This is a genomic window from Nocardiopsis potens DSM 45234 (genome assembly GCF_000341105.1).
GTDB classification, from domain to species: domain Bacteria; phylum Actinomycetota; class Actinomycetes; order Streptosporangiales; family Streptosporangiaceae; genus Nocardiopsis_A; species Nocardiopsis_A potens.
Genome location: NZ_ANBB01000055.1, coordinates 54939 through 69090, shown reverse-complemented (window position 1 = coordinate 69090; position 14152 = coordinate 54939). Strand labels below are relative to the sequence as shown.

The following is a 14152-nucleotide window of genomic DNA, read 5'->3' as shown; positions in this document are numbered from 1 at the left end:
GGCCGCCCCGCCGACAACCGGAACCCGGTCCCGCCGGCCCCGCGGCCGGGAGGGCATCGCCCGCTCCGCTCGCCCACCGCAACCCGCAGGACGGCCCTGGTCCGCAACGCAGTCCCGCACACCGACCCCTGAGGAGGCCCTGCCCATGCCCACCAGCGACTTCGACGCCGCTGACGGGGGACCACCCCCGCGGGTGCTCGTCGCCGACGCCCTGCTGCCCGCCGACGGCCCGGCGGTGCCCTGCCCGGCGGGCGTGCTGCTCGCCGGGGAGCTCGCGCGGGCCGGCGCCGCGCACCGGAGCGGTCCGATCCCGCTGCCCGGGCCGGGGACCGAGGAGGGGGTGCTGACCGCCGTGTTCGACGGCCCGGACGGCGGGACCGCCGGGCTCGGCGCGGCGGCGGCCCCGGACGATCCCGCCGCCGGGGAGGCCGCCCGCGCCGCGTTCGGCGCCTGGCGGGCGGTGGCCGGTGTCCCGCGGCGGGTGCTGCTCGCCGCACCGCGCTCGTTCTGCGCCGGGGTGGAGCGGGCCGTGGAGGCGGTCGAGCGCGCCCTGGAACAGCACGGGCCGCCGGTCTACGTGCGCAAGCAGATCGTGCACAACTCCCGGGTCGTCGCCGAGCTGGAGGAGCGCGGCGCGGTCTTCGTGGACGAGCTGGACGCCGTCCCGGAGGGCGCGGTGACGGTCTTCTCCGCGCACGGCGTCTCCCCTGCGGTCCACGCCGAGGCCGAGCGCCGCCGGCTCGGGGTGATCGACGCGACCTGCCCGCTGGTCTCCAAGGTGCACGCCGAGGCGCGGCGGTTCGCCGGGCGGGGGGACACCGTCGTGCTCATCGGGCACGCCGGGCACGAGGAGGTGGAGGGCACGCTGGGCGAGGCGCCGGAGCGGACGGTGCTGGTGGAGAACGCCGAGCAGGCCGCGGCCCTGGAGGTGGACGACCCCGGCCGGGTCTCCTACCTGACCCAGACCACCCTGGCGGTGGACGAGACGGCCGGCGTGGTGGACGCGCTCCGCGACCGCTTCCCCGAGCTGCGCGGCCCCGACTCCGCCGACATCTGCTACGCCACCACCAACCGCCAGGAGGCGCTGTCCGCGATCGCCGCCGAGACCGACCTGGTGCTGGTGGTCGGCTCGGGCAACTCCTCCAACTCGGTGCGGCTGGTGGAGCTGGCCGAGCGGCACGGGACCCCGGCCCACCTGATCGACGGCCCCGCCGACATCCGCCCCGGCTGGCTGGAAGGGGCGGCCGCGATCGGGCTCACCGCCGGCGCGTCGGCACCGCCGGCACTGGTGGACGAGGTCATCGCGGCGCTGCGCGGCCTGGGCCCGCTCTCTGTGACCGAGCACGAGACCACCCGGGAGACGGTCCGCTTCTCCCTGCCGTCCCCGGTCCGCCGCGGCTGAACCGCGCCCCCGCACGGCCGCCCCCCGGCCCGTGCGGCCCCGGCGGAGGGGCGGGGCTCCCGGTCGGCGCGCGCACCGGCGGCGGCCGCCGAGGTGATGCCCGGCCGTGCGGCGCGTCCCGCGGTACCGCCGGCCCCGAGCGGGGTAGCCGGGACCCCGGGCGGGGTAGCACAGGACTCTGAAGGCGTACGGCACCGGGCGGGGAGGCGGCATGGTGGAGCGGTTCGACGCGATCGTCATCGGGATGGGGCCGGGCGGGGAGACGGTCGCCTCCCGGCTGGCCGCCGCCGGGCGGCGGGTGGCCGTGGTGGAGAAGGAGCTGATCGGCGGGGAGTGCGGCTACTACGCGTGCATCCCGTCCAAGGCGCTGCTGCGCCCTCCCGAGGTGCGGGCCGAGGCGCGGGGCGCGGCCGGGACCGCGGAGCCCGCCCTGGACTGGGAGGGGATCCGCGACTACCGGGACGCCATGGTGCGCCACCGCGACGACTCCCGGCAGGTCGCAGGGTACGAGGAGCAGGGCGTCGAGGTGGTCAAGGGCGAAGCCCGGCTGACCGGGCGCGACCCGTGGCGGGTGGCGGCGGGGCGGGAGCTGACCGCGCCGGAGGTGGTGCTGGCCACCGGGTCGTCGCCGCTGGTGCCGCCGGTGGAGGGGCTGGACTCGGTCGAGGTGTGGACCAACCGGGAGGCGACCGCGCTGGACCGGATCCCGTCCTCGGTCGCGGTGATCGGCGGCGGCGCGGTCGCGGTGGAGATGGGCCAGTTCCTCGTCCGGATGGGCGCCCGGGTGGTGCTGCTGGAGCGCGGCGGCCACCTGCTCGGCCGGGAGGACCCGCGGCTCGGCGCGGCGGTGGCCGAGGCGCTCCGCGCCGACGGGGCGGACGTGCGCACCGGCACCGCGGTGCGGCGGGCCCGCCGCACCGCCGACGGGTCGGCGGTGCTGGAGCTGGACGGGGGCGGCGAGGTCTCCGCGGAGGTGGTGCTGGCCGCCACTGGTCGGGTGCCGAACACCTCCGGTCTGGGCCTGGAGGAGCTGGGGGTGCCGGTGGGCCGGCGCGGGGTGGAGGTGGACGACCGGTGCCGCGTCGCCGAAGGGCTGTGGGCGGTCGGCGACGCCACCGGCACCGCGCTCCTCACCCACGTGGCGAAATACCAGGGCCGGGTGGTCGCCGACAACCTGCTCGGCCGCGAGCGCCACGCCGACTACACCGGGGTGCCCCGGGTGCTGTTCACCGACCCCGAGGCGGCCGCGGTCGGCCTCACCCCGGCCCAGGCCCGGGAGATGGGGCTGAAGACCTCCTACGCAGAGATCGACCTGACCGCCGAACTGGCCCGGCCGTGGACCTACTCCACCTCCCCCACCGGCCGTCTCGGGGTGCTGGCCGACCACCGACACGGGGTGCTCCTCGGCGCCTGGGCCCTCGCCCCGATGGCGGGCGAGTGGATCCACTCCGCAGCTCTGGCGATCCGCGAGCGAATCCCGATCGACCGACTCACCGACGGCATCGCCCAGTTCCCCACCTACAGCGAGGGCTACCTGGTCGCCCTGGAACGCCTGGAGCCCTGACCTGCAACGACGCGAAACAGGTAGGAGTGGGACGAGCCCTCCGGTCAAGCGCGGCGCCTCGCGGGGCGGGGGTTCAAGCGGGCAGCGAAGGCGGGAGGGGGACCGGCCGGTCGGCCGAGCGCGGCGCCTCACGGAGTGCAGGTTCAAGCAGGCGGCGACGGCGGAGGTAGGGGCGGGGCTTGGCACTCCAGCCGGGCGCGGCGCCTCACGGAGCGGAGGTTCAAGCGGGCAGCGAAGGCGGGAGGGGGACCGGCCGGTCGGCCGGGCGCGGCGCCCCGCAGAGCGAAGGTCAAGACGGGCAGCGACGGCGCCAGTGGGGGCGGAGCGGAGGCGATCGCCCGGGCGCGGCGCCTCACGGGGCGGGGGTTCAAGCGGGCGGCGAGGGCGGGAGGGGGGCCGGGCGCCGCGTTCACCGGCCCGGCCCGCGCCCACCAGGGGGCCTTATCCCCTATGCCGGGTTTGCGGCAGGTATCGGGCGGAGGCAGGGGCGGCCTGCGCACCGCGAGAGCACCCCGTTTACATCTACCAGCGAGTAGTAAGCCCCGAGCCCCCCGCCGACCCCTCGCCGATTACCCAGAGTGGCCAATCGGAGGGACGAATACGACATCTCGTTCCCCCGCCACCCCTTCCCGGGTTCCAGCCCCCTGCCTTGCGGCCTTCCGGGCGCCTCGAACCCCCGAACACCGGCCCGATCGAGGCGATTCGGGGCTTCCGGGGGCCGATCCGGACCGGGATGCGCGCCCGGGAATCACCGGGGTGCTCTCGCGGTGCGCAGGGCGCCCCACACCGCCATCACCCTGCGTATTCACCCAGGTCAGAGAGGGGTAGCGGTTTCGGAGGCGGCCGGCCCCGGCGCCCGGGCGACGCGGGCACGGCGATCCCGCCCCACAAGAGGCCGCACCCGGGTGACCGCCCCCGCCACGCCCCCACCTGCGCCGTCGCCGCCCGTCTTGACCTTCGCTCCGCGAGGCGCCGCGCCCGACCGACCGGCCGGTCCCCCTCCCGCCTTCGCTGCCCGCTTGAACCCTCACTCCGCGAGACGCCGAGCCCGGGCGACCACCTCCGCCACGCCCCCACCTGCGCCGTCGCCGCCGGTTTGAACCTCGACTCCGTGAGACGCCGCGCCCGGGTGAGGCGCCCGCCCCGCCCCCACCTCTGCCATCGCCGCCGGCCTGAACCTTCGCCCCGTGGGGCGCCGCACCCGACCGACCGGCCGGCACGCCCCACCGCTGCCGTCGCCGCCCGGCCGACCCCCGGTCCGGTGCGGTCTCTGCGCGTCCTTCAGTGGTGGAAGCCGATCCGCTCGGCGCCACTGCGTGCGCCGGAGGACAGCTCTTCCAGTGACCGCCGCATGTCCTCGGCGAGCAGGGCCGCCTTGTCGGCGCTGACGCCGTGCCGGATCAGCACCCGCTGGACGACGGTGCGGTCCCGGTCGGGCGGCAGCGGGTAGGAGGGCACCTGCCAGCCGCGGGTGCGCAGCCGGTCGCTCAGGTCGTACAGGGTGAACCCGGCCCCCGGGTCGGCGAGGGTGTAGCTGACCGCGGGCAGCGCGCCGCTCCCCGGGTAGACCAGGGAGAACGGGCCCATGCCGGAGATCTCCTCGGCCAGCCTCGCGGCGGTGTCCAGGCAGCGCTGCTGGACCTTCCGGTAGCCTTCCCGGCCCAGCCGCACGAAGTGGTAGTACTGCGCGATGACCTCGCCGCCGGGGCGGCTGAAGTTGAGCGCGAACGTCGGCATGTCGCCGCCGAGGTAGTCCACCTGGAAGACCAGGTCATCGGGGAGCAGGTCGGCGGTGCGCCACACCGCCCAGCCGACGCCCAGCGGCGCCAGCCCGTACTTGTGCCCGGAGGCGTTGATCGAGGCGACCCGCTCCAGGCGGAAGTCCCACTCCAGCCCGGGATCGCAGAACGGGGCGACGAAGCCGCCGCTGGCGGCGTCCACGTGCAGCGGGACGTCGAGGCCGGTGTCCTGCTGGATCGCGTCCAGCTCCGCCGCCAGCCCGGCGATCGGCTCGTAGTCGCAGGTGTAGGTGACGCCCAGGATGCCGACCACGCCGATGGTGTTCTCGTCGACGTAGGCGCGGAGCTGGTGCGGGCGCAGCCCGGTCTCCCCCTCCTCCAGGGGCACCCGGCGCAGCTCCACGTCGAAGTAGCGGGCGAACTTCTCCCAGCAGATCTGGACCGGCCCGCAGACCAGGTTGGGCCGGGAGGCGTCGGCCCCGGCGGCGCGCCGGCGCTCCCGCCACCGCCACTTCAGCGCGAGGCCGCCGAGCATGGCCGCCTCGCTGGAGCCCGTGGTGGAGCAGCCGACGGTGTTCCGGGGGTCGGGGGAGTTCCACAGGTCGGCGAGGATGCGCACGCAGCGCGACTCGATCTCCGCGGTCTGCGGGTACTCGTCCTTGTCGATCATGTTCTTGTCGAGGTTCTCCGCCGTCAGCCGCCGGGCCTCCTCCTCGGCCCAGGTGGTGCAGAAGGTGGCGAGGTTCTGCGAGGAGTCGCCGTCCAGCGAGAGCTCGTCGCGCACCAGCGCGTAGGCGACCCGGGGGTCGGCCTCCCGGTCGGGCATCCGGTGGCGGGGCAGCGGCTCCCCGCTCAGCGGCGCGGCGTAGACGTCGTCCGGGCGCCCCTCGGCGGCGCGGCCGGCCTCGTGCGGAGCCATGGGCCCTCCTTACCGCCCGGGGCCGGGCGCCCCGGGCCGTCGCCGTTCCGGACCGGCGACCCGCTGCGCACGCTATTCACGGCCCCGCTCCCCCGGCGGCCCCCGCCGCGCCCCTTGACCGACTCCGCACCGGGCGGTTACCCGCCCCGGACGTCACGGCTCCGGGCGTCACACCGCCCAGGAGCGGTCGTAGTCCGGGTGGCCCGCGTAGGCCGCGGCGAGGTGCTCCACCGCCTTCCGCCAGGCGTGCAGCGCGCCCCATGCCTCGGGGGTTCCGGGGGTTCCGCCCCGGCTGCCGCTCGCACCGGCGACCGCGCTCATCTGCTCCCGGTGGGCCCGGACGTACTCGTTGACGATCCGCCTCTTGGCCGCGACGTCGGCGCGGGCCCGGCCGGGTCCGCCGGTTCCGGGCGAGGCGGCGTGCGCGGCCCGCTCGTCCTCGTCCAGGCGCGCGCTGAGAAAGTCGACGATGGTCACCCGGGGGTGCTCCCTTCGCGGGTTTCGGTGGCCTTACCGCGTCGTATACCACCCCGCGCGGCCGGGGGCACCCCTCCGGCGCGGCCGGAGACGGACATTTCAACCGGGCCGAGGGAAGCTGGTTGAATCTACCCGTGAATCCGAAGAGCATCTCTGAGACCGCCATTGAGCTGCACGTCGTGCGCGTCTTCTGCGGCGATGGCGGGACCGGCGGCAACCCGCTCGGCATCGTCCCGGACGGCGCGGCCGTGCCGGACCGGGCGCGCCGCCAGGCCCTCGCCGACCGGCTCGGCTTCAGCGAGACCGTGTTCATCGACGACCCGGGATCGGGGGCGGTGGACATCTACGCCCCCGGCGCCCGGCTGCCGTTCGCCGGGCACCCGCTGATCGGGGCCGCCTGGCTGCTGCGCCGCACCGGCCTCCCGGTGGAGGGCCTGGTCACCGAGGCCGGGCCGGTGTCCGCCTGGGAGGACGGCGGCGCGGAGGGCACCGGCTGGATCCGGGCCCGCCCGGAGTGGGCGGCGGGGCGGCGCACCGAGCGGTTCGGCTCGGTGGCGGAGCTGGAGGCGCTGGACGGCCCGCCGGAGGGCGACGGCTGGCTGTACGCGTGGGCATGGCTGGACGAGCCGGCCGGCCGGGTGCGCGCCCGCGGTTTCCCGCGCCGCCCCGGCGGCGTCGCCGAGGACGAGGCCACCGGCGCCGCGGCCATCGTGCTCACCGCCGAGCTGGGCCGCCCGCTCGACGTCCACCAGGGCCGCGCCTCGCTGATCCGCACCCGGCCGGGCCCCGGCGGCACCGTCGAGGTGGGCGGCCGGGTCGTCCCGGTGGAGACCCGCACCGTCGAGGCCTGAGCCGCCCCGGGGCGGTCCGCGGGCCGGAGGCCCGGCCGCCTCTCCCGGATCCCGGGGACGGGCCGCGTCAGACCGCAGGGGCGGCGGTCCCGGCCGCCGGAGCGCGGCGGCGGGCCGGGCCCTGGGCCGGACGCGAAGGGCCCCGGGCCGGTCGGTGCCGGTCCGGGGCCCCGTTCTCGGCGGGCGGGAAGGGGTCAGCCCCAGCTGAGGGCGGTCCCCTCCGGGTCCTCGAGGAAGGCCCCGACGTCGCGGAGGACCTTCGAGCCCAGCTCGCCGTCGACCAGCCGGTGGTCGAAGGAGAGCGACAGGGTGGTCACCTTGCGCAGCTTGAGCTCCCCCTTGTGCGCCCAGGGCATGTCGCGGATCTGGCCGAAGGCCAGGATGGCCGCCTCCCCCGGGTTGAGGATGGGGGTGCCCGCGTCCACGCCGAAGACGCCCACGTTGGTGACGGTGATGGTGCCGCCGGTCATGTCGGCCGGGGTCGTCTTCCCGGCCCGCGCCGTCTCGGTCAGCTCCTGCAGGCCCTTCGCCAGCTCCGGCAGCGGCTTGGCGTGCGCGTCCTTGACGTTCGGCACGACCAGGCCGCGGTCGGTGGCCGCGGCGATGCCCAGGTTCACGTAGCGCTTGACCACGATCTCCTGCGCCTGCTCGTCCCAGGCCGCGTTGATCTCCGGGTGCCGGCGCACCGCGGTGAGCAGCGCCCGCGCCACCAGCAGCAGCGGGGACACCTTGACCCCGGCGAACTCCGGCCGCTCGCGCAGCCGGCGCACCGCCTTCATCGTCTTGGTGACGTCCACCTGCAGGAACTCGGTGACGTGCGGGGCGGTGAAGGCGCTGGACACCATCGCCGCCGCGGTGCGCTTGCGCACCCCCTTGATCGGGATGCGCTCCTCCAGCGCCGACCGGTCGGCGGCCGGGGCCGCCGGAGCCGCCGCGGCCGCGGCCGGGGCCTCGGCCGCGACCTCGGGGGCCGGGGCCGCCCCGGCGGGCTCCCCTTCGGCGGCGCGGCGCACGTCCTCCCGGGTGACCAGGCCGCCCTCGCCGGTCGGGGTGACCGTGCGCAGGTCGACGCCGAGGTCCTTGGCGAGCTTGCGCACCGGGGGCTTGGTGAGCACCGGGCCGGCCGGGGACGCCTGCTCCGGCACCGCCGGGGCGGGGGCCGGGGCCGGCTCGGGGGCGGGCTCGGCGGGCGGGGCGGCGGCGCCGCCGTTGGCGGCCGCCGCGGCCGGGGCCGGCCGGCGGCGCGGGCGGCGCTGCGTGGACGCCGCCTTCTCGCCGTAGCCGACCAGCGGCTTCTCCCGCTCCTCGGTCTCCTCGGCGGCCCCGTCCCCGGAGCCGTCGCCGCCGGTGCCGTCGTCCACCGCGATGATCGGGGTGCCCACGTCGACCGTGGCCCCCTCCTCCACCAGCAGCTCGGTGACGGTGCCGGCGAACGGGCTGGGCAGCTCCACGGCGGCCTTGGCGGTCTCGATCTCGCAGATCATCTGGTTGACCTCGACCCGGTCGCCCGGCTTGACGTACCACTGGAGGATCTCGGCGTCGACCAGCCCCTCACCGACGTCGGGCAGCCGGAAACGCTGGACTCCACTGTTGGCCATGTCTTCTCCGACTCCCTGATCAGTACGCGAACGCTCGGTCGACGCCGTCCAGAACCCGGTCCAGGTCGGGCAGGTAGTGCTCCTCCAGCCTGGACTGCGGGTAGGGCGTGTCGAACGCGCCGACCCGGATCACCGGGGCCTCCAGGTGGTAGAAGCAGTCCTCGGTGATCCGCGCGGCGATCTCCGCGCCGACGCCGTTGCCGACCGGCGCCTCGTGCGTGATGACCACCCGCCCGGTGCGGCGCACCGAGGCGGTGACGGTGTCGTAGTCGACCGGGGAGATCGACCGCAGGTCGATCACCTCGATGGAGTGGTCCTCGTCGGCCTCGGCCGCCTGCAGCGCGGTCTTCACCATCGGGCCGTAGGCGATCAGGGTGGCGTCGGTGCCGGGGCGGGCGATGCGGGCCGCCCCCATCGGCTCGGCGGACTCCGGGGACGCCGAGGTGTCCACCGCCGCCTTCTCGTAGTAGCGCCGCTTGGGCTCCAGGAAGACCACCGGGTCGTCGGAGGTGATGGCCTGCTGGATCATCCAGTAGGCGTCCACCGCGTTGGCGACGGTGACCACCCGCAGCCCGGCGGTGTGCGCGAAGTAGGCCTCCGGCGACTCGCTGTGGTGCTCGACCGCGCCGATCCCGCCGCCGTAGGGGATGCGCAGCACGACCGGCATGCTCAGGGTGCCCGCCGAGCGGCGGCGCATCTTGGCCAGCTGGGTGAAGGTCTGGTTGGCGGCCGGGAAGAAGAAGCCGTCGAACTGGATCTCGCAGACCGGCCGGTAGCCGCGGAGCGCCAGGCCGATGGCGGTGCCGACGATGCCGGACTCGGCCAGCGGGGTGTCGATGACCCGCTCCGCACCGAAGTCCTTGTGCAGCTGGTCGGTGACGCGGAAGACACCGCCGAGCCGGCCCACGTCCTCCCCCATCACCAGCACCTTGGGGTCGTTCTCCATCGCCCGGCGCAGGCCCGCGTTGATGGCCTTGCCAATGGTGAGGTCGGTCATCGCTCAGCGGCCCCCTTCGGCACCGGCGCCCTCGAAGGACGCGAGGTAGTCGGCGAACTCCGCCCGCTGGCGGTCCAGTCCGGTGTGCGGCTCCGCGTAGACCTCGTCGAAGATCTCCAGCGGGGCGGGGTCGGGCAGCTCGCGGCATTCGCGGCGGACCCGCTCGCCGAGCGCGTCGGCCTCGGCCTCGACGCCGGCGAAGAAGTCCTCGCCGGCCAGGCCCTGCTTCTCCAGGTAGGCGCGGAGCCGGGAGATCGGGTCCTTGCGCTTCCACTCCTCCAGCTCGGCGGAGGCCCGGTAGCGGCTCGGGTCGTCGTTGGTGGTGTGCGCGCCCATCCGGTAGGTGAACGCCTCGATCAGCGTCGGCCCCTGGCCCTCGCGGGCGCCGTCCAGCGCGGCGCGGGTGACCGCCAGCGAGGCGAAGACGTCGTTGCCGTCGATGCGGATGCCGGGGAAGCCGAAGCCGGCGGCGCGCCGGTAGATCGGCACCCGGGACTGGCGCTCCAGCGGCTCGGAGATGGCCCACTGGTTGTTCTGGCAGAAGAACACGACCGGCGCGTTGTTGACCGCGGCGTAGTTGAACGCCTCGTTGGTGTCGCCCTGGCTGGTGGCGCCGTCGCCGAAGTAGGAGATGACCGCCTCTCCGTCCTCGCCGACCGCGCCGTCGCGCTGGACGCCCATGGCGTAGCCGGTGGCGTGCAGCGCCTGGCTGCCGATGACGATCGTGTACAGGTGCAGCCGGTGCTCGTTGGGGTCCCAGCCGCCGTTGGTGACGCCGCGGAACATGCCCAGCAGCTCCCGCGGGGGGACCTCGCGGCACCAGGCGACGCCGTGCTCGCGGTAGGAGGGGAAGGCCATGTCGCCGTCGCGCAGCGCCCGGCCCGATCCGATCTGGGCCGCCTCCTGGCCGAGCAGCGAGGCCCACAGCCCGAGTTCGCCCTGGCGCTGCAGCGCCACCGCCTCGGAGTCGAAGCGCCGGACCAGGACCATGTCCCGGTAGAGCCCGCGCGCCTCCTCGCCGCTGATCTCGAAGGGGTAGTCGGGGTGCGTCCGCAGCTCCCCTTCCGGGGTCAGGAGCTGGACGAGCTCCGGTTCCTCATGCGCGGTGTTGTCCGACACCTGTCGCTCCTCGGGTTCTCGGGGCCGACGTCGCGAGGGTGAGCGCTGATCGGCCGATCCTCCACCCGCTCACCCGGGGTAACGGGTCTTGGCGGGCAGCCCTCCGCATATCGTGACAGAACTCACCACGCCCAGCGCAAGCCCCGGCGCCGCCTTTTCGCCTGGGGCCCCATGATCCACGACCCCGGAAAAACCGCAACTACCAGGACTTCCTAGCAACAGCAAGGCCGTCCGAAGAAAATTTCGGGCGTCCTATGACCGGTTCCGAAAAGCCCCGGAAACGGCGGCGACCGGTCCGCGCCGAACGCGGACCGGTCGCAGGGAACCGAACCATGAGTCACCGAGAGTGACGATAAGGGGTGGCGACGATCACCCGTGGTCACCCGAGGGGACCGTCGCGCGGGCCGGGGGCGGCCCGGGTGCCGCAGAGGGGCGGGAGGGGCGCCGGAGGGGCCGGCGCGGTCTCACTCGCCGGAGCGCGGCGCGGGGGCGTAGTCGACGAGCTGCTCGCGGAGCTGACGGCGGGCCCGGTGCAGCCGGGACATCACCGTGCCCAGCGGGGTGCCCATCCGCGCGGCGACCTCCTTGTAGGGGTAGCCCTCGACGTCGACCAGGTAGACGACCATGCGGAACTCCTCGGGCAGCGCGGCGAGCGCGGCGCGGACGCCGGAGTCGGGCATGTGGTCCAGGACCTCGGCCTCGGCCGAGCGCGGACCCGAGGAGCTGTGCGCCTCGGCCGCGGCGAGCTGCCAGTCCTTGATCTCGTCGGTGGAGTCCTGGCGCGGCTCGCGCTGCTTCTTGCGGTAGCCGTTGATGAACGTGTTGGTGAGGATGCGGTACAGCCAGGCGCGCAGGTTGGTGCCGGCGCGGAACTGGTGGAAGTTGGCGAACGCCTTGGTGAAGGTCTCCTGGACCAGGTCCTCGGCGTCGGCGGCGTTGCGGGTCATCCGCAGCGCGGTGGGGTAGAGCTGGTCGGCGTACGGGGTGACCGCGGTCGCGAAGTCCAGGGTCTCGGTCTCGCCGTTCTGCTGCTCGGTGCGGTCCAGTTCGATGGTCGTCAAGACTCCCCCTTAGAGACGACCGGCCGTTCAATACCGATCGGTATCGAACTGTTAGACGCGCAGACTAGCGCGCAATGATGACACCTTTGGCGGTGATAAGGGTCACTCGGTGCCGCCGATGCCCGTATCGTCGCCGTTTCGTGACCCGGGATGCGGTATAGGACACCCTCCGCCGCGGCCGCTCCGGGGCCGGATCCGACCGCGCTGACCTCGGCGGACCGGGGCCGCCCCGTGCCCCGGGCCGGACACCGGTGCCGTACGCTTTTCCCGCGCGGCGCAGCCCGCGCGGCACCAGCGGACAAATCAGCGTGGAGGACCCCGTGGCCCGCGTCATCGTCGACGTCATGCTCAAGCCCGAGATCCTGGACCCCCAGGGCCAGGCGATCGTGGGCGCCTGCGGGCGCCTCGGCTTCGCCGGCGTCGAGCAGGTCCGCCAGGGCAAGCGGTTCGAGGTGGAGATCGAGGGCGAGGCCGACGAGGCCCGCCTGGCCGACGTCCGCCGCCTCGCCGAGACGCTGCTGGCCAACCCGGTCATCGAGGACTTCGAGCTCCGGGTGGAGTAGCGCCCGATTGGCGTGCGGTACCCGTTCGGCTCCATTTGCTCCGTTTCGTCCACCGGTCCCCGGGCATCGCTCTAGTGAGGCCGACGGTGAGGACTTCCCCATGGACGACGGAATCTCGTTCGCCCTGCCCGCGGAGCCCGGTTCCCTGCCGGTGATGCGCCGCATCCTCGGACGGGCCCTCAGCGAGCGGGGCATCACCGGAGACCGCGCATTCCGCCTGCTCACCGCCGCCACCGAGGCGTGCACCAACGCCGTCGAGCACGGCTCCCGGGGCGCCTACCGGGTGGAGGTCCGGTTCGGCCCGGCGGACTGCCTGATCGCCGTCGCCCACCGCGGCCCGGGCTTCGCCGTCCCCGCCCCGCGGATGCCCGGCCCCGAGGCCGAGTCCGGGCGCGGCCTGCCGATGATGCGCCGCCTGGTGGACGAGGTCGACCTCGACTGCCCGCCTCCGGGCCGGACCGGGCGCACCCTGGTCCGGCTCCGCGAACGGCTGCCCGAGCGCGAACCCTGCCCGTGACCTCGGGGGGCGGGCCCACCGCTCCCCCCGGTGCGGGTAACCTCATGGGGGAGCTCCGCCCGCCGCCCACCCTCACCCGGTCGTGGCCGCGGCGGCCGCGGCCACCAGCGACTCATACCGACGAAACTTCGGAGAGTGCCCATGACAGCCCGTGTGGGCGTCGTCACCTTCCCCGGCTCCCTCGACGACAAGGACGCGGCGCGCGCCGTCCGGATCGCAGGAGCTCAGCCCGTCCCCCTCTGGCACGACGACGCCGACCTCAAGGGCGTCGACGCGGTCGTGCTCCCGGGGGGCTTCTCCTACGGGGACTACCTCCGCTGCGGGGCCATCGCCCGGTTCGCCCCGATCATGACGGAGCTGGTGCCGGCCGCCCGCTCCGGGGCCCTGCCGGTGCTGGGCATCTGCAACGGCTTCCAGATCCTCTGCGAGAGCCACCTGCTCCCGGGCGCGCTGACCCGGAACGAATCGCTGCACTTCATCAACGTCGAGCAGCGGCTCCGGGTGGAGTCGGCCGGCACCGCCTGGACCAACCGGTACACCGCCGGCGAGGAGATCCTGGTGGTGCTGAAGAGCGGTGAGGGCCGCTACACCGCCGCCCCGGACACCCTGGACGAGCTGGAGCGCACCGGCCGGGTGGTGGTCCGCTACACCGGCGGGGCCCCGAACGGCTCCGAGCGCGGCATCGCCGGGATCACCAACGAGCACGGCAACGTGGTCGGCCTGATGCCGCACCCGGAGCACGCCGTCGAAGCGCTCACCGGCCCCTCCGAGGACGGCCTGGGGTTCTTCACCTCGGTCCTGGCCCACCTGGCCGACGGCGTTCCCGCGGGGTCGTCGGCGCGATGATGGCGCTGCTGCGGTCCAGGCGGACGATGCTGGTCCTCGTCGGCCTGGTCGTGGTCGGGATGGTCGCCACCGGCGCGGTCGGCCTGATCAACGCGCTGAACGCACCCGACCCCCAGGGGGCCGACGGCGGGCAGAGCGCGGCGCCGCCGCGCGACGCCCCGCCGGTGGGCGCCCTGGGCGGCGCCCCGGACCCGGTCGACTACGTCGACCTGGACCAGGAGTGCGGCGCCGTCGCCCCCGGTCGGCCCGAGGAGTGCTACCGCACCGTCGGGCTGGACGTCGGGGAGGAGGACCTGGACGCCGCCGGCGCCCTGGAGGAGGTGCGCGGCGCGCTGCTGGACGACGGCTGGCAGCCGCTCGTCCCCTCCTCCGACACCGACCCCGACGAGGTCCCGGCGGAGGAGTTCGTGCTCACCGACGGGACCGTGATGGCGATGGCCAGCCCGGTCTCCCACGACGACTCGACCCCGGCCGCAGTGGTGCTCGCCCACTACTAGAG

13 protein-coding genes are annotated in these 14152 nt (G+C 74.9%); 7 read left to right on the top strand and 6 right to left on the bottom strand.

Going from position 1 to position 14152, the window contains the following annotated elements; all coding sequences use genetic code 11:
* The first annotated feature begins 145 nt into the window (after positions 1–145).
* Positions 146–1402, top strand: a complete 1257-nt coding sequence (gene ispH / locus D459_RS0122475; RefSeq protein ID WP_017595263.1) for a 4-hydroxy-3-methylbut-2-enyl diphosphate reductase — start codon at positions 146–148, stop codon at positions 1400–1402.
* Between the two features lie 211 nt (positions 1403–1613).
* The gene (locus D459_RS0122470; protein ID WP_017595262.1) at positions 1614–2966 is read left to right on the top strand and encodes a dihydrolipoyl dehydrogenase family protein; all 1353 of its coding nucleotides are present in this window, start codon (positions 1614–1616) and stop codon (positions 2964–2966) included.
* A gap of 1281 nt (positions 2967–4247) precedes the next feature.
* On the opposite strand, the gene D459_RS0122460 is transcribed toward D459_RS0122470, so the two are convergent.
* Together D459_RS0122460 and D459_RS0122455 are read right to left on the bottom strand one after the other, a co-directional pair.
* Positions 4248–5624 (bottom strand): glutamate decarboxylase, encoded by a 1377-nt coding sequence (locus tag D459_RS0122460; protein WP_017595261.1) that lies wholly within the window; start codon positions 5622–5624, stop codon positions 4248–4250.
* A 168-nt stretch (positions 5625–5792) separates the two neighbouring features.
* On the bottom strand, positions 5793–6101 hold the full coding sequence (locus D459_RS0122455; protein ID WP_017595260.1) for a DUF6221 family protein: 309 nt from the start codon (positions 6099–6101) through the stop codon (positions 5793–5795).
* 134 nt (positions 6102–6235) lie between these two features.
* On the opposite strand from D459_RS0122455, the gene D459_RS0122450 reads away from it, so the two are divergent.
* On the top strand, positions 6236–6952 hold the full coding sequence (locus D459_RS0122450; protein WP_206540791.1) for a PhzF family phenazine biosynthesis protein: 717 nt from the start codon (positions 6236–6238) through the stop codon (positions 6950–6952).
* Between the two features lie 194 nt (positions 6953–7146).
* On the opposite strand, the gene D459_RS0122445 is transcribed toward D459_RS0122450, so the two are convergent.
* The 4 genes from D459_RS0122445 to D459_RS0122430 all read right to left on the bottom strand — a co-directional run bounded on the left by D459_RS0122445 (position 7147) and on the right by D459_RS0122430 (position 11727).
* Complete coding sequence (locus D459_RS0122445; protein WP_017595258.1) at positions 7147–8550, bottom strand: dihydrolipoamide acetyltransferase family protein; 1404 nt, start codon at positions 8548–8550, stop codon at positions 7147–7149.
* Positions 8551–8569: 19 nt separating this feature from the next.
* Positions 8570–9547, bottom strand: a complete 978-nt coding sequence (locus tag D459_RS0122440) for an alpha-ketoacid dehydrogenase subunit beta (protein WP_017595257.1) — start codon at positions 9545–9547, stop codon at positions 8570–8572.
* Positions 9548–9550: 3 nt separating this feature from the next.
* Complete coding sequence (pdhA, locus tag D459_RS0122435) at positions 9551–10666, bottom strand: pyruvate dehydrogenase (acetyl-transferring) E1 component subunit alpha (protein ID WP_017595256.1); 1116 nt, start codon at positions 10664–10666, stop codon at positions 9551–9553.
* A 464-nt stretch (positions 10667–11130) separates the two neighbouring features.
* Positions 11131–11727, bottom strand: coding sequence for a sigma-70 family RNA polymerase sigma factor (locus D459_RS0122430; protein ID WP_017595255.1), 597 nt, complete (start codon positions 11725–11727; stop codon positions 11131–11133).
* A gap of 320 nt (positions 11728–12047) precedes the next feature.
* Between D459_RS0122430 and purS the strand changes: the two genes are divergently transcribed.
* From purS to D459_RS0122410, 4 genes are all read left to right on the top strand, one after another.
* Positions 12048–12290: a phosphoribosylformylglycinamidine synthase subunit PurS gene (gene purS, locus D459_RS0122425; RefSeq protein WP_026120662.1), complete on the top strand. Its 243-nt coding sequence runs from the start codon at positions 12048–12050 to the stop codon at positions 12288–12290.
* A gap of 100 nt (positions 12291–12390) precedes the next feature.
* On the top strand, positions 12391–12807 hold the full coding sequence (locus tag D459_RS0122420) for an ATP-binding protein (RefSeq protein WP_017595253.1): 417 nt from the start codon (positions 12391–12393) through the stop codon (positions 12805–12807).
* 141 nt (positions 12808–12948) lie between these two features.
* Positions 12949–13653 carry a phosphoribosylformylglycinamidine synthase subunit PurQ gene (gene purQ / locus D459_RS0122415; protein WP_026120661.1) on the top strand — a complete coding sequence of 235 codons (705 nt, stop codon included), beginning with the start codon at positions 12949–12951 and terminating at the stop codon, positions 13651–13653.
* Complete coding sequence (locus D459_RS0122410) at positions 13650–14150, top strand: hypothetical protein (RefSeq protein WP_026120660.1); 501 nt, start codon at positions 13650–13652, stop codon at positions 14148–14150. The genes purQ and D459_RS0122410 overlap by 4 nt, the downstream gene beginning before the upstream one ends.
* The last annotated feature ends 2 nt before the right edge of the window (positions 14151–14152 follow it).

What these genes read in the sequence shown, in the direction of transcription:
- ispH (WP_017595263.1), top strand. Translation starts at nt 146, where the DNA reads ATGCCCACCAGCGACTTCGACGCCGCTGACGGGGGACCACCCCCGCGG.
- D459_RS0122470 (WP_017595262.1), top strand. Translation starts at nt 1,614, where the DNA reads ATGGTGGAGCGGTTCGACGCGATCGTCATCGGGATGGGGCCGGGCGGG.
- D459_RS0122460 (WP_017595261.1), bottom strand. Translation starts at nt 5,624, where the DNA reads ATGGCTCCGCACGAGGCCGGCCGCGCCGCCGAGGGGCGCCCGGACGAC.
- D459_RS0122445 (WP_017595258.1), bottom strand. Translation starts at nt 8,550, where the DNA reads ATGGCCAACAGTGGAGTCCAGCGTTTCCGGCTGCCCGACGTCGGTGAG.
- D459_RS0122440 (WP_017595257.1), bottom strand. Translation starts at nt 9,547, where the DNA reads ATGACCGACCTCACCATTGGCAAGGCCATCAACGCGGGCCTGCGCCGG.
- D459_RS0122420 (WP_017595253.1), top strand. Translation starts at nt 12,391, where the DNA reads ATGGACGACGGAATCTCGTTCGCCCTGCCCGCGGAGCCCGGTTCCCTG.
- purQ (WP_026120661.1), top strand. Translation starts at nt 12,949, where the DNA reads ATGACAGCCCGTGTGGGCGTCGTCACCTTCCCCGGCTCCCTCGACGAC.
- D459_RS0122410 (WP_026120660.1), top strand. Translation starts at nt 13,650, where the DNA reads ATGATGGCGCTGCTGCGGTCCAGGCGGACGATGCTGGTCCTCGTCGGC.